We start from the raw sequence: 15,252 nt of genomic DNA on the forward strand, positions 1-15,252 counted from the left end.
AACAGAGGATTTTATGGCAAAGGCAGGCTTTTGAGATTGTAGGTGTTTTTTGTTATAATGAAAGTTATGAAATCTTATAATACCTTGAATGATTATTATCGAAAACTTTTTGGAGAAAAGACTTTCAAAGTTCCTATTGATGCGGGATTTGACTGTCCAAATCGGGATGGAACTGTGGCTCATGGGGGCTGTACCTTTTGTACGGTTTCGGGTTCTGGAGATGCCATTGTAGCACCAGATGCCCCTATCCGTGAGCAATTTTATAAGGAAATCGACTTTATGCATCGCAAGTGGCCAGATGTTAAAAAGTATCTGGTTTATTTTCAAAACTTTACCAACACCCATGAAAAGGTGGAAGTGATTCGGGAGCGATATGAGCAGGCTATCAACGAGCCAGGTGTAGTAGGGATCAATATCGGAACGCGGCCAGACTGCCTGCCAGACGAAACCATCGAATATTTGGCTGAGTTATCGGAACGCATGCATGTGACGGTAGAATTGGGCTTACAGACAACTTTTGAAGCAACCTCTGACCTGATTAACCGTGCTCATTCTTATGAATTGTATGTTGAAACAGTAAAACGCTTGAGGAAATATCCCAAGATTGAGATTGTTTCCCATTTGATCAATGGTTTGCCCGGTGAGACTCATGAGATGATGATTGAAAATGTCCGTCGCTGTGTTACGGACAATGATATTCAAGGAATTAAACTGCACTTGCTTCACCTCATGACTAATACGCGGATGCAGCGGGATTACCACGAAGGACGCTTGCAACTGATGAGTCAGGACGAGTATGTCAAGGTCATCTGTGACCAGTTGGAAATTATTCCCAAGCATATCGTCATCCATCGAATCACGGGAGATGCGCCTAGAGATATGCTGATTGGTCCCATATGGAGCCTCAATAAATGGGAAGTGCTAAATGCTATTGAAACTGAGATGCGCCGTCGTGGAAGTGTGCAAGGATGCAAGGCTGTAAAACAGGAGTTTAAAAATGAAAAGACCACTTGAGATGGCGCATGATTTTTTGGCTGAAGTTGTGACAAAAGAGGATATTGTAGTGGATGCGACCATGGGCAATGGCCATGATACCCTTTTTCTAGCCAAGTTAGCCAAGCAAGTCTATGCCTTTGATATTCAGGAGCAGGCTTTGGAGAAGACGCAAGAGCGTTTGGATCAGGCTGGAATGAAAAATGCCCAGTTAATCTTGAAAGGTCATGAGACACTAGACCAGTTTGTGACAGAAGCTAAGGCAGGGATTTTTAATCTGGGTTATTTGCCTTCTGCTGACAAATCCGTCATCACCAAACCTCAGACTACCATGGAAGCACTTGAAAAGCTCTGTCATTTGCTTGTCAAGGGTGGAAGGATTGCCATTATGATTTATTATGGTCATGAGGGAGGAGACACCGAGAGGGATGCTGTGTTGGATTTTGTTAGCCAGTTGAACCAACAAGAGTATACAGCTGCCATTTATCGGACTCTCAACCAAGTTAACAATCCCCCGTTTTTAGTTATGATTGAGAAATTAGAAAGATATAGGCATGGATAAACAATACCTACGTGAGAAATTAGAGGCTATGCGCCAAAATTTTGTTGAGTCAACGCAGCATGAGCGAGCGGTTGGAGTACTCGACGAAGAGCATATGAGTAAGAAAATGCTCAAAATCAAGAAAAAGTTAGTGGCTCTTGAAATGGAACGGTGCCAGAAAAAAATTGAGCACAAAGACTGTTCCAAGATTGATCAGAAAATCCAAGAGCAGAAGGAGATATTTGAATCTTGCTGTAAAAAAGACTAAGGAGGAATTGCGTGGAATTACTCATTTACCTGATTCTATTTTTATTTGTCTTAATTGTTTCCAGTACGACTAATAAACTCTTGCCTTTTTTGCCCCTTCCCCTAGTACAAATCCTTTTGGGAATTGGCATTGGTCTCTTTTTGCCAAATACTGACTTTCATCTCAATACCGAGCTGTTTTTGGCAGTTGTTATTGGTCCCCTACTCTTTCGTGAAGCTCAAGAAGCAGATATTACATCTGTTTTAAAACACTGGCGTATCATTGTCTACTTAATTTTTCCAGTGATTTTCATCTCTACCCTGAGTTTAGGATCCTTGGCTCATTTCCTTTGGCTCAGCCTTCCCTTAGCTGCCTGCGTGGCTGTTGGGGCAGCGCTTGGTCCGACGGATCTAGTTGCCTTTGCTTCTCTTTCTGAGCGTTTTAGTTTCCCAAAGCGGGTATCCAATATCCTCAAAGGAGAAGGACTTTTAAATGATGCTTCTGGCTTGGTTGCCTTTAGGGTGGCTCTGGCTGCATGGACAACAGGCGCTTTTTCCCTCAGTCAGGCTGGAACTTCCCTAGCGCTTTCTATCCTTGGTGGTTTTGCGGTCGGTTTTGTGACGGCAATGATTAATCGTTTCCTACATACATTTTTACTGAGTCTGCGAGCGACAGATATAGCGAGTGAACTTTTGCTTGAACTGAGTTTGCCTCTTATGACCTTTTTTATCGCCGAAGAAATCCATGTTTCAGGGATTATCGCAGTTGTAGTTGCAGGGATTTTGAAGGCCAGTCGTTTCAAGAAAATTACACTCCTCGAAGCCCAAGTAGATACTGTTACTGATACTGTTTGGCATACCGTTACCTTTATGCTCAATGGTTCTGTCTTTGTCATCTTGGGAATGGAATTGGAAATGATAGCAGAACCTATCCTGACCAATCCCCTTTATAACCCCTTACTCTTATTGGTATCGGTTGTTTTACTGACATTCTTACTTTTTGCCATTCGCTTTGTCATGATTTATGGCTTCTATATTTGGAGAACTCGACGGCTCAAGAAAAATCTTCGTAATTACATGAAGGATATGCTTCTTTTGACCTTCTCTGGTGTAAAAGGAACGGTCTCTATTGCAACCATTCTTCTCATACCTAGTAATCTAGAGCAGGAGTATCCCCTCTTACTTTTCCTTGTAGCAGGTGTCACGCTGTTAAGCTTTCTAACAGGTCTTTTAGTGCTTCCCCACCTTTCCGAGGAGCAAGAAGAAACCAAGGATTACCTCATGCACATTGCAATTTTAAATGAGGTCACAGGAGAGTTAGAAAAAGAACTGGAAGGGCATAAGAACAAACTACCCCTTTATGCGGCTATTGATAATTATCACGGTCGAATTGAAAACCTAATCCTTAGTCAAGAAAATAAAAGCGCCCAAGAGGACTGGGAGGCTTTAAAACTCCTCATCTTGAGTATCGAAAGCGATGGTTTAGAGCAGGCTTACGAGGAAGGAAAAATCGGTGAGCGTGGCTATCAAGTTTACCAACGCTATTTGAAAAATATGGAACAGAGCATCAATCGCAAGGTGGCTTCCCGCCTAACATATTACTTCCTTGTATCCCTCCGTATCTTGCGTTTTGTCCTGCATGAATTGCTGACCTTTGGCCAGACTTTCCGTAGTTGGAATGACAAGGAGCAACGACGCCTTCGAGCTCTTGACTATGATCAAATATCCGAACTTTATCTGGAGAATACGGAGTTGATTATCGAAAGTTTGGAAAACCTAAAAGGAATCTACAAGAGTAGTCTGATCAGCTTTATGCAGGAGTCTCGCTTGCGTGAAACAGCTATTATCGGTAGTGGGGCCTTTGTCGAACGTGTTATTACTCGTATCAAACCAAACAATATCGATGAAATGCTAAGAGGTTACTACCTAGAACGTAAGTTAATCTTTGAATACGAAGAGAAGAAATTGATTACGACCAAGTATGCCAAGAAATTACGGCAAAATGTCAACAATCTTGAAAATTATTCTCTAAAAGAAGCCGCAAATACCCTACCCTATGATATGATGGAATTAGTCAGAAGAAATTAGTTTAGAAAATTAAATTGTATTAGGAGGATCGCAACATGAAAAAGTGGTGGAAAGAGCTGATGGAACGGCCCTTGTTGAAAGCTTTTTTACATTTTTATCAAGCTTCCGATAGTGAACTGACCAGTGTTGCGGTTGCCTACTATTGGTTGATTTCAATCTTCCCCTTGCTGATGATAGTGGTCAATATTTTGCCCTATTTTCAAATTCCGATTTCAAATTTTTTGCTCACCATCAAGGAATTTGTACCAGATACAGTCTATGATGTGGTCGCAAAGATTGTCCGAGAAGTCCTGACTCAACCATCGACTGGTTTGCTGAGTTTTGCAGTCTTATCTGCTCTTTGGACCTTCTCTAAATCGATGGATTTTCTCCAAAAAGCCTTTAATAAGGCTTATGGAGTGGCCAAGAGCCGAGGAATTATCTCCCATCAATTGATGAGTTTACTCGTCAGCTTTGGCTTGCAAATTCTTTTTGCCTTAGCCTTATTTTTGAGTATGTTTGGGCGTATGTTGCTTAATCTCCTCAAAACTTACTGGCAATCAGACAGTCCTTTCTTTGATTATCTGCAGGACTTTACAGGCCCTTTGATTTATACCTTGCTCTTTGCAATCTTGGTCATGCTCTACTATTTCCTTCCAAACGTTAGAGTCCCTCGTATTCGCTACGTTTTTCCTGGTAGTATCTTCGTTTTGCTGACTCTTGTCTTTCTGTTGAATATCTTTTCTGTCTATTTCAATAACTATGTCAACCATTTGGTCGATGTCCGATTTTTCAGTTCCATTATCGTGGTGGTCATGATGTTCTGGTTTATACTCATCGCAAAGATTTTGATTATTGGAGCAGTTATCAATGCCAGTGTGCAGAGTTTGAAGGATCCAAAGTTTAGTATGGAATAATTAGAAAAATCCCTATTAGGTTTCCTAATAGGGATTTTCTTAATAGATAAACATAGCATCACCAAAGCTAAAGAAGCGGTAGTGTTCTTGGATGGCATGGTGGTAAGCATCTAGAACTAAGTCCCGACCAGCAAAGGCTGAAACTAGCATGACCAGAGTTGATTTTGGAAGGTGGAAGTTGGTTGAAAATGCATCCACGACCTTCCACTCATATCCAGGCTTGATAAAGATATTGGTCCAGCCAGAGTCTGCTTGGATTTGTCCATCAAACTTAGAGCCGATGGTTTCCAGTGTGCGGATCGATGTAGTTCCAACAGCGATGACACGGCCTCCATTTTCCTTGACAGATCGAAGGGTGGCTGCTGCTTCATCAGAAAGTTGGTAGAACTCTGAGTGCATTTCATGTTCGTCCAGATTGTCAACAGAGACAGGTCTAAAGGTTCCGAGTCCGACATGGAGGGTCAAATAAACCAAATGGACACCCTTGGCTTGGATTTCTGCTAGCAGTTCTTTGGTGAAGTGGAGGCCAGCAGTCGGTGCAGCAGCAGAGCCACTTTCTTTAGCGTAGACCGTTTGATAACGTTCACGATCATCTAGTTTTTCATGGATATAAGGCGGCAGTGGCATTTCACCTAGACTTTCCAAAACTTCTAGGAAAATTCCTTGGTATTCAAAGCGGACAATACGGCCTCCGTGGGTCAATTCTTCCGTAACGACAGCGCTGAGACGACCATCTCCAAAGCTGACGCGAGTACCGACCTTGAGGCGTTTGGCAGGTTTAGCTAGGACTTCCCACTCATCACCAGCAGTATTTTTAAGAAGGAGAAGCTCCACGTGGCCACCTGTTTCTTCCTTTTGACCGTAGAGGCGGGCTGGGAGAACACGGGTGTCGTTCATGACAAGGGCATCACCCGGTTCCAACATATCAATAATAGAGTGGAAGTGTTTATCCTGAAATTCTCCCGTCTCACGATTGACGATGAGGAGTTTAGAGGCATCACGTTTTTCAAGGGGTGTTTGGGCAATCAATTCCTCAGGCAAGTGGAAATCAAAATCAGCTGTATTCATATATCTGTTCATTCTTTCTAAGTTCTAATCTTATCCATTATAACATGTTTCAAGTTTGGACGCTCTTTTTTTAGAAATTAAATCGTTTTTACTTGACAAAAATTGGTCTATACCATATAATGAATATAGAAATATGGAGGATATAAAATGAAAGTTATAAAAGTTGAGAATCAAGTCGAAGGTGGAAAAGTAGCTTTTGAGATTTTGAGAGAAAAATTGGCCAATGGTGCTCAAACATTAGGACTTGCAACAGGAAGTAGCCCGCTTGAATTTTACAAGGAAATCGTTGAGAGTGACCTTGATTTTTCAAATCTAAGCAGTGTAAACCTCGATGAGTATGTAGGGCTTGATGGGGACAATCCACAGTCTTACCGTTACTTCATGCAAGAAAACTTGTTCAACCAAAAACCATTTAAAGAAAGTTTCTTGCCTCGTGGGGTTAAGGACAATGCTGAAGCAGAAGTAGAACGCTACAATCAAATTTTGGCTGATCATCCAGTTGATTTGCAAATCTTGGGAATTGGTCGCAATGGGCATATCGGCTTTAACGAGCCAGGAACTCCATTTGATAGCCAAACGCATCTAGTCGAACTTGACCAGTCTACTATCGAAGCCAATGCTCGCTTCTTTGACAAGATTGAAGACGTCCCAACCCAAGCCATTTCAATGGGAATTAAAAACATCTTGGATGCCAAGTCTATCCTTCTCTTTGCTTATGGTGAGTCAAAAGCAGAAGCCATTGCTGGAACAGTGTCAGGCCCAGTAACTGAAAATCTACCAGCAAGTAGCCTACAAAACCACCCTGACGTGACCATCATTGCAGATGCAGAGGCGCTAAGCTTACTTGAAAAATAAATTCTCAACCACTTGCTCTTTTGGGTGAGTGATTTTTATAGCTTTCATAAGTCAATAGAAGAAGTGGTATAATAGATTTGTAGAACAACTAGACCTAGTTAGGTTCAAATTTTACTATTTTATGATATACAAGAAGAGAATGAAAGTATGCTATTAGAAAATGATCTGATAAAAGACAATATACGAGCCGAAAACCAAAGTTTTCTCTATTATTTACATGAGGAAAACAAATTTGATACGCAGTCGCTGGCTGATTTATGTCGCTACATAGAAAATCTTGATTCTATTAGTATAGATCAGATAAGAGATTTGCATTTTATTGAAAATCAAATTCTTCGACACCTTGTTTACCATTTTGATAGCAATGACTTGAGTAAGATTTCGAATTTTCCTGATGAATATTGGGAGTATATTGAACCTTTTGAACAAGCAGTAACAAAGTTGTACGATTGAATGTAAAAATTATTAGATTTAATAAAGTATAAGCAAGAAAGTCATTAATGGGCTGAGAAATAGGATTAAATGTAGGTTTCCTCTTGACATTTATTCATTTTGCATGTAAAATAGAATAGATCTTGAACTTGAAGGGAGTGAAAAAAATGTCTAAAACAGTAGTACGTAAGAATGAATCTCTTGACGATGCACTTCGTCGTTTCAAACGTGCGGTTACTAAAGCTGGTACTCTTCAAGAAACACGCAAACGTGAATTCTATGAAAAACCTTCTGTAAAACGTAAACGTAAATCAGAAGCAGCTCGTAAACGTAAAAAATTCTAATTTGAAATGAAAGGCTAGACTTGTCTAGTCTTTTTATTTTTAAATAAATACTGTAAATCCTGCAAAAAAAGGAAACTTCCAACTACAATTTGATATAATAGTAAGGAGAACTCGATTGAAGGAGGAAATTATGTCGGTTTTAGTAAGAGAAGTAATTGAAAAGCTCAGACTAGATATTGTATACGGCGAAGGCGAATTGCTTGAAAAAGAAATCAACACAGCGGACATTACGAGACCTGGTCTTGAAATGACGGGCTATTTTGATTACTACACTCCAGAACGGATCCAGCTTTTGGGGATGAAGGAGTGGTCCTATTTGGTTAGTATGCCTTCTCAAAACCGTTATCAAGTTTTGAAAAAAATGTTTCTGCCAGAAACACCAGCGGTCATCGTAGCCCGTGGCTTGGTGGTTCCAGAAGAAATGTTGAAGGCTGCTAGAGAATGTAAAATTGCGATTTTGACCAGTCGAACAGCAACCAGCCGTTTGTCTGGAGAGTTATCTAGTTATCTTGATTCCCGTTTAGCTAAACGTACCAGTGTACATGGTGTCTTGATGGATATCTATGGTATGGGAGTCTTAATCCAAGGGGATAGTGGTATCGGTAAGAGTGAGACAGGTCTTGAACTCGTGAAGCGTGGCCATCGTCTAGTAGCGGATGACCGTGTCGATATTTATTCTAAGGATGAGATGACTCTTTGGGGAGAACCTGCTGAAATCTTAAGGCATCTACTTGAAATTCGTGGAGTTGGGATTATCGATGTTATGAGTCTCTATGGAGCAAGCGCTGTAAAAGATTCTTCACAAGTTCAGCTGGCTGTCTATTTGGAAAATTACGATACCCATAAGACTTTTGACCGTCTAGGAAACAATGCCGAAGAATTAGAAGTTTCTGGTGTAGCTATTCCACGTATCCGCATCCCGGTAAAAACAGGACGCAATATCTCTGTTGTTATTGAGGCGGCAGCAATGAACTATCGTGCTAAGGAAATGGGCTTTGATGCGACGCGTTTATTTGAAGAACGTTTGACAAATCTGATCGCTCAAAATGAGGTGAAACATGATTAATCCAGTTGCATTTGAAATCGGACCTTTTTCCATTCGTTGGTATGCCCTATGTATTGTGGCAGGCTTGGTCTTGGCAGTCTATCTTGCAATGAAAGAAGCTCCTAAAAAGAAAATCCTATCAGATGATATTTTGGATTTTATCCTGATTGCTTTTCCAGTTGCAATTTTAGGTGCCAGACTTTACTATGTACTCTTCCGCTTAGATTACTATCTTCAAAATCCAGGTGATGTGATTGCCATCTGGAATGGCGGTTTGGCCATTTACGGTGGTTTGATAGCAGGAGCTATTGTACTTTATATCTTTGCGGATAGAAAACTAATCAATACTTGGGACTTTCTAGATATTGCGACGCCGAGCGTTCTGATTGCTCAAAGTTTAGGACGCTGGGGAAATTTCTTTAACCAAGAAGCCTACGGTGCAGCAGTAGATAGTCTGGATTATTTGCCAGGCTTCATTCGTGATCAGATGTACATTGACGGTAGTTACCGTCAGCCAACCTTCTTGTATGAGTCAGTTTGGAATCTGATTGGATTTGCTTTGATTCTGATTTTTAGACGAAAATTAAAGGGAATCAGACGTGGTCATATCACTGCTTTCTACTTGATTTGGTATGGTTTTGGTCGTATGATCATCGAAGGGATGCGGACAGACAGTCTCATGTTCTTTGGTCTGCGAGTTTCCCAATGGTTATCAGTTGTCCTTATCGGACTCGGTATTTTTATCATACTTTATCAAAATCGAAAGAAAGCCCCTTTCTATCATACAGAGGAGGAAAACTAAATGTTAGAAGTTGCTTATATTCTTGTTGCCATTGCTTTGATTGTCTGTTTAGTCTATTTGACAATTACGATTCAAAAAGCAGGTCGTATGATTGATGAGACAGAGAAAACCATCAAAACGTTGAGCTCGGATGTGGACGTTACCTTGCATCAGACCAATGAATTGTTGGCTAAGGTCAATGTGTTAGCAGACGATATCAATATCAAAGTTGCGACGATTGATCCACTCTTTACGGCTGTAGCAGACTTATCTGAGTCTGTATCTGACCTCAATAGCCAAGCGCGTGTCTTGAGCAAAAAAGCTTCATCAGCCGGATCAAAAACACTTAAGACGGGTGCGGGATTATCTGCTCTCCGTGTCGCAAGTAAATTTTTCAAAAAATAAATAAGGAGAAATCTCATGGGAAAACTATCCTCTATCCTTTTAGGAACTGTTTCAGGTGCAGCTCTGGCCTTGTTCTTAACCAGTGACAAGGGCAAGCAAGTTTGCAGTCAAGCTCAAGATTTTCTAGATGATTTGAGAGAAGATCCAGAATATGCCAAAGAGCAAGTCTGTGAGAAACTGACAGAAGTGAAGGAACAAGCAACGGACTTTGTGCTGAAAACAAAGGAACAAGTAGAATCTGGTGAAATTACTTTTGACAGTGTCCTTGATCAAGCCAAAACATGTGCACGACAAGCGACAGAAGCATCAAAAGAAACCTTTAACAATCTCAAGGAGCAATGGCAAGAACAGCCAGCAACTCCAGACGTTGCAGAAGACCAAGAAGAAATCATCATCGATATTACTGAAGTATAATGCATCACCATCTCTGGTTTTTGGAGATGGTGATTTTTATCTGCAAGCCTGTCTTTGTGGTATAATAAGTACTATGCAGAAAAAACCAACGTCCGCCTACGTGCATATTCCATTTTGCACACAGATTTGTTATTATTGTGACTTTTCAAAAGTATTTATCAAGAATCAACCAGTAGATAGTTACCTGGAGCATCTGCTAGAGGAGTTTCGTTCTTATGATATCCAAAAATTGCGAACCCTCTATATTGGAGGTGGGACGCCAACGGCTTTGTCAGCTCCGCAATTAGAGGTGCTCTTGGATGGTTTGACTAAAAACTTGGACTTGTCAGTTTTGGAAGAGTTGACTATCGAGGCCAATCCAGGAGATTTGGACGAGGATAAGATTGCGGTTTTGAAAAACTCGCAAGTGAATCGTGTTTCCTTAGGTGTGCAGACTTTTGATGACAAAATGCTGAAAAAGATTGGGCGCAGTCATTTGGAGAAGGATATTTATGAAAATATCGACCGTCTCAAACTGGCCGGTTTTGACAATATCTCCATCGACCTAATCTACGCTCTACCTGGTCAAACTATGGCTCAGGTCAAGGACAATGTAGCTAAGGCTATCTCGCTTGATATTCCTCATATGAGTCTTTATAGCTTGATTTTGGAAAACCATACGGTCTTTATGAACCGCATGAGACGTGGGAAATTGCCCCTACCCAAGGAAGAGTTAGAAGCGGAGATGTTTGAGTACATCATCGCAGAACTGGAGCGAGCTGGTTTTGAGCATTATGAGATTTCCAATTTCTCTAAACCCGGATTTGAAAGTCGCCACAATCTCATGTACTGGGATAATGCCGAGTATTATGGTATCGGTGCGGGTGCTTCAGGTTATGTGAACGGAGTGCGTTATAAAAACCACGGTCCTATCCGCCACTATCTCAATGCGGTAGAGGCAGGAAATGCTCGGATAACAGAAGAACACCTGAGTCAAAGGGAACAGATGGAAGAAGAAATGTTCCTAGGCCTCCGGAAAAAATCTGGGGTTTCCATGGCGCGATTTGAGGAAAAATTCGGACGGTCCTTTGATGGATTATATGGAGAAATTGTCAGAGACTTGGTTCAACAAGGTCTCATGCAGATTGACGATGACCGTGTCCGAATGACAAAGAGAGGTCTCTTTTTAGGAGACACTGTAGCAGAACGATTTATTTTGGAGTAGAACAATGGGCTTAACTTATCAAATGAAAATGAAAATTCCTTTTGATATGGCGGACATGAACGGTCATATCAAACTTCCAGATGTGATTTTGCTGTCCTTGCAAGTATCAGGTATGCAGTCGATTGAGCTGGGAGTTAGCGACAAGGATATGTTAGAACGTTACAATCTGGTCTGGATTATTACAGACTATGCGATTGACGTGGTTCGCTTGCCTCGCTTTGCTGAGGAGATTACGATTGAAACAGAAGCGTTGACTTACAATCGTCTTTTTTGCTACCGCCGTTTCACTATCTATGATGAAGCAGGTCAAGAAATCATTCGCATGGTAGCAACCTTTGTTCTCATGGACCGAGATAGTCGGAAAGTTCATGCTGTCGAACCGGGGATTGTTGCGCCTTACCAGTCTGAGTTTGATAAAAAACTCATCCGTGGGCCAAAGTATGCTAATCTAGAAGACCCAATCAGTAAAGACTACCATGTTCGTTTTTACGACTTGGATATGAATGGTCATGTTAATAACAGTAAATACTTGGATTGGATTTTTGAGGTTATGGGAGCAGACTTTTTGACCAAGTATATTCCAAAGAAAATCAATCTCAAATATGTCAAAGAAGTGCGACCAGGTGGAATGATTGCTTCAGCGTATGAACTCAAGGGACTAGAAAGCAAGCATGAGATTATCAGTGATGGCGAGATAAATGCCCAAGCTATGATTACGTGGCAAGAAATTGAAGGCAATTAGAAAGGGCGATATGGCTTATAAAGGTTATTTAATTGATTTAGACGGAACCATTTACAAGGGGAAAGACCGAATTCCCGCGGGTGAGGCTTTTGTCCATGAGTTACAAAAAAGAGAAATTCCCTACCTCTTTGTGACCAACAATACAACTCGTACTCCTGAGAGCGTTCAAGAGATGTTGGCTCAGAATTTTAATATCAACACGCCTCTATCGACGGTTTACACAGCGACTTTGGCAACCATCGACTATATGAATGACTTGGGACTAGAAAAGACAGTCTATGTCATCGGCGAAGCTGGGCTCAAGGATGCCATTCAGGCGGCTGGTTATGTCGAAGATAAGCAAAATCCTGCCTATGTGGTAGTTGGACTGGACTGGCAAGTCGACTATGAAAAATTTGCGACAGCAACTCTAGCTATCCAAAAGGGAGCTCACTTTATCGGAACCAACCCTGACCTCAATATCCCGACGGAACGTGGTCTCTTGCCAGGAGCTGGTTCACTGGTAACCCTACTTGAAGTGGCAACACGAGTGAAACCAGTTTATATTGGGAAACCAAATGCTATCATCATGGGCAAGGCGGTTGAGCACTTAGGTTTGAAAAGAGAAGAATTGCTTATGGTTGGGGACAACTACCTGACAGATATCCGAGCAGGGATTGACAATGGTATTCCAACGCTCTTGGTGACGACAGGTTTTACCAAGGCAGAAGAAGTAGCGAACCTGCCAATCGCACCAACTCATGTGGTGTCTAGCCTTGCGGAGTGGAATTTTGATGAGAACTAAACTGACTTTTTGGGGAAGTATGCTCTTTCTCCTTTCCATTTCTATTCTCTTAACCATTTATCTGGCATGGATTTTCTATCCCATGGAGATTCAGTGGCTGAACTTAGCGGATCGAGTCTATCTAAAGCCCGAAACCATTCAGTACAATTTTCATATCTTGATGAATTACCTGACCAATCCCTTTAGTCAGGTCTTAGAGACGCCAGATTTCCGTTCGTCAGCGGCTGGTTTACACCACTTTGCGGTGGTGAAGAATCTCTTCCACTTGGTTCAGCTGGTCACTTTGGTGACACTTCCAAGTTTCTATTTCTTTGTTAAAAAGATTGTCAAAAAAGGCTTTTTAGCACTATATCGTAAAAGTATCCTGACCCTAGTGCTATTGCCTCTCGCCATTGGGCTTGTAGGAGTGTTGATTGGGTTCGAGCAATTTTTTACGCTTTTCCATCAGATTCTCTTTTGGGGAGATGATACTTGGCTTTTTGATCCAGCAAAGGATCGAGTTATTCTGATTTTACCAGAGATTTTCTTCCTCCATGCCTTTGTACTTTTCTTTGTTTTGTATGAAGGAATATTCAGTTTCCTTCTTGTCAAAGCTTCAAGGAAATAGTGGAAAAAATTCTGTATTTTTAATAAAAAACGAGAGAAGTTGCTCTACTCCCTATTTATTGTTAGGTTATCCTAAAGATAAACTTGCAAAGCAGGAGATTTTTGCAGAAAACAGTCTATTTTCTATGAAAAAATAGGCTTTTTTTCTAAAAATACCTAGTCAAGCGCTTTATTTTTTTGTATAATAGAAATAGCAAGTATAGATAAAAGAAGAGAAAAGCATGATTACACTATTTTTATCACCGAGTTGTACATCATGTCGTAAGGCAAAGGCTTGGTTAGAGACGCATAAAGTGCCCTTTCAAGAGCATAATATTATGACTAGTCCTTTAACAAGAAAAGAATTACAACATATTCTTTCCTTGACCGAAAATGGTACTGATGACATCATTTCAACTCGTTCAAAAATTTTTCAAAAATTGGATATTGATGTAGAGAGTATCTCAGTATCGGCGTTGCTTCAGTTGATTGAGCAATATCCTAGTCTTTTGCGTCGCCCAATTATTATAGATACCAAACGTATGCAGATCGGTTTTAATGAAGATGAGATCCGTGCTTTTCTCCCTCGTAGTTACCGTAAACAAGAACTAAAAGAAGCAACATTGAGAGCTGGTATTGGATAGATGAACAAACAGTATAGTTACCCACTAGATTTGTCGTGGAGCACTGAAGAACTTGCTTCAGTGCTTTCTTTTTTTAATGATGTTGAAGCTGCTTATGAAGATAAGGTAGAAGCAAAAAAACTGCTAAATTCCTATAAGGAATTTAAGTCTGTCGTCCCAAGCAAAAGTGAAGAAAAGCGCTTAGGTCGCGAATTTGAAACCGCTAGCGGTTATTCCTTCTATCATGCAGTTCAATTAGCAAAAGAAAAAAGAGAAGGGAAGATTTCTCTTGGAAACTAAATTTGAATTTGCCAAACAGATTGTGCAGGAAGCTGCTGACTATATTTTGGCTCACATGAAAGAAGATTTGCAGGTTGAGCGCAAGTCTTCGCCTACAGACTTGGTGACGCGTTTGGACAAGGAGGTCCAGGAACTCTTGGTTGAACGGATCAAGTCCACCTATCCTGAGGACTTGATTTGCGCGGAAGAGGGCTGTTTACGTGCTGCAGTAGGTCAAGGTTCTGTTTGGGTGATTGATCCCATTGACGGTACCAATAACTTTGTCGCTCAGCAGGAAGATTTTGCCGTGATGTTGGCTTATTTTGAGAATGGTGTGGGCAAATTTGGTGTCATCTATGATGTCATGAAAGGTGATTGTTACCATGGTGGTGGTGCCTTTCCTCCATGTCGTAATAATGATCCCTTACCGCCTTTTAAAAAGAAACCTCTTCAAGAATTTTTAGTTGCCGGTAACTCAGGTATGTTTGAAAGCAATGAGTGGGGCTTGGCGGATTTGGGTCGAGCAGCGTTGGGTGTCCGTGTCTACGGCAGTGCGGCCATTAGTTTTGCCAAGGTTTTATCAGGTCGTCTTCTGACTTATATTACCTACCTGCAGCCATGGGATTACGCTGCGGCCAGTATCTTAGGGGAAAGTCTGGGTTATCGTCTTCTTACGGTATCGGGTGAGCCTGCTGATTTTAAAACGCGTCAGCCTGTCATGATGGTGCCAATCGAGATGCAAGAAGAGATTCAGTCTTATATCTACGAAAGGAAAGAGAACTAAATGCAATTTCCAGAAGGATTTGTTGAAAAATATGAAGCGATACTAGAAGACGAGGCAAGAGACTTTCGGCTCTTTGTCAACTGTAGTGGGTTGATGAAAAGCTAAGCTCGAGAAAGGACAAATTTCGTCCTTTCTTTTTTGAT

20 protein-coding genes are annotated in these 15,252 nt (G+C 41.1%); 19 read left to right on the forward strand and 1 reads right to left on the reverse strand.

Annotated features, from left to right (window positions below; all coding sequences use genetic code 11):
• Positions 1–57: 57 nt before the first annotated feature.
• From ACIY19_RS05170 to ACIY19_RS05190, 5 genes are read left to right on the forward strand one after another with little or no spacing between them, the layout of a single operon-like run.
• Positions 58–1,014, forward strand: coding sequence for a TIGR01212 family radical SAM protein (locus ACIY19_RS05170; RefSeq protein WP_409002860.1), 957 nt, complete (start codon positions 58–60; stop codon positions 1,012–1,014).
• Positions 998–1,555, forward strand: a complete 558-nt coding sequence (locus ACIY19_RS05175) for a class I SAM-dependent methyltransferase (RefSeq protein WP_409002861.1) — start codon at positions 998–1,000, stop codon at positions 1,553–1,555. The genes ACIY19_RS05170 and ACIY19_RS05175 overlap by 17 nt, the downstream gene beginning before the upstream one ends.
• The gene (locus tag ACIY19_RS05180; protein WP_000361099.1) at positions 1,548–1,802 is read left to right on the forward strand and encodes a hypothetical protein; all 255 of its coding nucleotides are present in this window, start codon (positions 1,548–1,550) and stop codon (positions 1,800–1,802) included. The genes ACIY19_RS05175 and ACIY19_RS05180 overlap by 8 nt, the downstream gene beginning before the upstream one ends.
• 11 nt (positions 1,803–1,813) lie before the next feature.
• Complete coding sequence (locus ACIY19_RS05185; protein WP_409002862.1) at positions 1,814–3,868, forward strand: cation:proton antiporter; 2,055 nt, start codon at positions 1,814–1,816, stop codon at positions 3,866–3,868.
• 35 nt (positions 3,869–3,903) lie between these two features.
• Positions 3,904–4,764, forward strand: a complete 861-nt coding sequence (locus tag ACIY19_RS05190) for a YihY/virulence factor BrkB family protein (protein ID WP_409002863.1) — start codon at positions 3,904–3,906, stop codon at positions 4,762–4,764.
• A gap of 39 nt (positions 4,765–4,803) precedes the next feature.
• On the opposite strand, the gene queA is transcribed toward ACIY19_RS05190, so the two are convergent.
• Positions 4,804–5,832, reverse strand: a complete 1,029-nt coding sequence (queA, locus tag ACIY19_RS05195; RefSeq protein WP_009013937.1) for a tRNA preQ1(34) S-adenosylmethionine ribosyltransferase-isomerase QueA — start codon at positions 5,830–5,832, stop codon at positions 4,804–4,806.
• Positions 5,833–5,979: 147 nt separating this feature from the next.
• On the opposite strand from queA, the gene ACIY19_RS05200 reads away from it, so the two are divergent.
• The 14 genes from ACIY19_RS05200 (at position 5,980) to ACIY19_RS05265 (ending at position 15,109) form a co-directional block, all read left to right on the forward strand.
• Positions 5,980–6,687, forward strand: coding sequence for a glucosamine-6-phosphate deaminase (locus ACIY19_RS05200; protein ID WP_409002864.1), 708 nt, complete (start codon positions 5,980–5,982; stop codon positions 6,685–6,687).
• Positions 6,688–6,834: 147 nt separating this feature from the next.
• Positions 6,835–7,140 (forward strand): hypothetical protein, encoded by a 306-nt coding sequence (locus tag ACIY19_RS05205; protein WP_409002865.1) that lies wholly within the window; start codon positions 6,835–6,837, stop codon positions 7,138–7,140.
• Positions 7,141–7,286: 146 nt separating this feature from the next.
• A complete protein-coding gene (gene rpsU, locus ACIY19_RS05210; RefSeq protein WP_000048054.1) occupies positions 7,287–7,463 on the forward strand; it encodes a 30S ribosomal protein S21 in 177 nt (58 codons plus the stop codon).
• Positions 7,464–7,593: 130 nt separating this feature from the next.
• Positions 7,594–8,529 (forward strand): HPr(Ser) kinase/phosphatase, encoded by a 936-nt coding sequence (gene hprK / locus ACIY19_RS05215; RefSeq protein ID WP_000115193.1) that lies wholly within the window; start codon positions 7,594–7,596, stop codon positions 8,527–8,529.
• The gene (gene lgt / locus ACIY19_RS05220) at positions 8,522–9,310 is read left to right on the forward strand and encodes a prolipoprotein diacylglyceryl transferase (RefSeq protein WP_409002866.1); all 789 of its coding nucleotides are present in this window, start codon (positions 8,522–8,524) and stop codon (positions 9,308–9,310) included. Before hprK ends, lgt begins: the two co-directional genes overlap by 8 nt.
• Positions 9,311–9,694 (forward strand): DUF948 domain-containing protein, encoded by a 384-nt coding sequence (locus ACIY19_RS05225; RefSeq protein WP_268700020.1) that lies wholly within the window; start codon positions 9,311–9,313, stop codon positions 9,692–9,694.
• A gap of 15 nt (positions 9,695–9,709) precedes the next feature.
• Positions 9,710–10,108 carry a YtxH domain-containing protein gene (locus ACIY19_RS05230; RefSeq protein WP_409002867.1) on the forward strand — a complete coding sequence of 133 codons (399 nt, stop codon included), beginning with the start codon at positions 9,710–9,712 and terminating at the stop codon, positions 10,106–10,108.
• Between the two features lie 73 nt (positions 10,109–10,181).
• The gene (hemW, locus tag ACIY19_RS05235; RefSeq protein WP_409002868.1) at positions 10,182–11,312 is read left to right on the forward strand and encodes a radical SAM family heme chaperone HemW; all 1,131 of its coding nucleotides are present in this window, start codon (positions 10,182–10,184) and stop codon (positions 11,310–11,312) included.
• Between the two features lie 4 nt (positions 11,313–11,316).
• Positions 11,317–12,054 (forward strand): acyl-ACP thioesterase domain-containing protein, encoded by a 738-nt coding sequence (locus ACIY19_RS05240; protein ID WP_409002869.1) that lies wholly within the window; start codon positions 11,317–11,319, stop codon positions 12,052–12,054.
• Positions 12,055–12,064: 10 nt separating this feature from the next.
• On the forward strand, positions 12,065–12,838 hold the full coding sequence (locus ACIY19_RS05245) for a TIGR01457 family HAD-type hydrolase (protein ID WP_409002870.1): 774 nt from the start codon (positions 12,065–12,067) through the stop codon (positions 12,836–12,838).
• Positions 12,828–13,445 carry a TIGR01906 family membrane protein gene (locus ACIY19_RS05250; protein ID WP_045617409.1) on the forward strand — a complete coding sequence of 206 codons (618 nt, stop codon included), beginning with the start codon at positions 12,828–12,830 and terminating at the stop codon, positions 13,443–13,445. The genes ACIY19_RS05245 and ACIY19_RS05250 overlap by 11 nt, the downstream gene beginning before the upstream one ends.
• Before the next feature lie 220 nt (positions 13,446–13,665).
• Positions 13,666–14,067, forward strand: coding sequence for a Spx/MgsR family RNA polymerase-binding regulatory protein (locus tag ACIY19_RS05255; RefSeq protein WP_045617408.1), 402 nt, complete (start codon positions 13,666–13,668; stop codon positions 14,065–14,067).
• Positions 14,068–14,346: a UPF0223 family protein gene (locus tag ACIY19_RS05260; protein ID WP_409002871.1), complete on the forward strand. Its 279-nt coding sequence runs from the start codon at positions 14,068–14,070 to the stop codon at positions 14,344–14,346.
• On the forward strand, positions 14,336–15,109 hold the full coding sequence (locus tag ACIY19_RS05265) for an inositol monophosphatase family protein (protein WP_045617406.1): 774 nt from the start codon (positions 14,336–14,338) through the stop codon (positions 15,107–15,109). Before ACIY19_RS05260 ends, ACIY19_RS05265 begins: the two co-directional genes overlap by 11 nt.
• The last annotated feature ends 143 nt before the right edge of the window (positions 15,110–15,252 follow it).

Source organism: Streptococcus sp. ST14, assembly GCF_046098195.1.
Classification (GTDB): domain Bacteria; phylum Bacillota; class Bacilli; order Lactobacillales; family Streptococcaceae; genus Streptococcus.

Excerpts from the sequence above, each read along its gene's own strand:
- ACIY19_RS05180 (WP_000361099.1), top strand. The coding sequence starts at position 1,548 with ATGGATAAACAATACCTACGTGAGAAATTAGAGGCTATGCGCCAAAAT.
- hprK (WP_000115193.1), top strand. The coding sequence starts at position 7,594 with ATGTCGGTTTTAGTAAGAGAAGTAATTGAAAAGCTCAGACTAGATATT.
- hemW (WP_409002868.1), top strand. The coding sequence starts at position 10,182 with ATGCAGAAAAAACCAACGTCCGCCTACGTGCATATTCCATTTTGCACA.
- ACIY19_RS05225 (WP_268700020.1), top strand. The coding sequence starts at position 9,311 with ATGTTAGAAGTTGCTTATATTCTTGTTGCCATTGCTTTGATTGTCTGT.
- ACIY19_RS05245 (WP_409002870.1), top strand. The coding sequence starts at position 12,065 with ATGGCTTATAAAGGTTATTTAATTGATTTAGACGGAACCATTTACAAG.
- rpsU (WP_000048054.1), top strand. The coding sequence starts at position 7,287 with ATGTCTAAAACAGTAGTACGTAAGAATGAATCTCTTGACGATGCACTT.
- ACIY19_RS05255 (WP_045617408.1), top strand. The coding sequence starts at position 13,666 with ATGATTACACTATTTTTATCACCGAGTTGTACATCATGTCGTAAGGCA.
- ACIY19_RS05240 (WP_409002869.1), top strand. The coding sequence starts at position 11,317 with ATGGGCTTAACTTATCAAATGAAAATGAAAATTCCTTTTGATATGGCG.
- queA (WP_009013937.1), bottom strand. The coding sequence starts at position 5,832 with ATGAATACAGCTGATTTTGATTTCCACTTGCCTGAGGAATTGATTGCC.
- ACIY19_RS05230 (WP_409002867.1), top strand. The coding sequence starts at position 9,710 with ATGGGAAAACTATCCTCTATCCTTTTAGGAACTGTTTCAGGTGCAGCT.
- ACIY19_RS05190 (WP_409002863.1), top strand. The coding sequence starts at position 3,904 with ATGAAAAAGTGGTGGAAAGAGCTGATGGAACGGCCCTTGTTGAAAGCT.
- lgt (WP_409002866.1), top strand. The coding sequence starts at position 8,522 with ATGATTAATCCAGTTGCATTTGAAATCGGACCTTTTTCCATTCGTTGG.
- ACIY19_RS05205 (WP_409002865.1), top strand. The coding sequence starts at position 6,835 with ATGCTATTAGAAAATGATCTGATAAAAGACAATATACGAGCCGAAAAC.
- ACIY19_RS05250 (WP_045617409.1), top strand. The coding sequence starts at position 12,828 with ATGAGAACTAAACTGACTTTTTGGGGAAGTATGCTCTTTCTCCTTTCC.
- ACIY19_RS05175 (WP_409002861.1), top strand. The coding sequence starts at position 998 with ATGAAAAGACCACTTGAGATGGCGCATGATTTTTTGGCTGAAGTTGTG.
- ACIY19_RS05170 (WP_409002860.1), top strand. The coding sequence starts at position 58 with ATGAAAGTTATGAAATCTTATAATACCTTGAATGATTATTATCGAAAA.
- ACIY19_RS05200 (WP_409002864.1), top strand. The coding sequence starts at position 5,980 with ATGAAAGTTATAAAAGTTGAGAATCAAGTCGAAGGTGGAAAAGTAGCT.
- ACIY19_RS05260 (WP_409002871.1), top strand. The coding sequence starts at position 14,068 with ATGAACAAACAGTATAGTTACCCACTAGATTTGTCGTGGAGCACTGAA.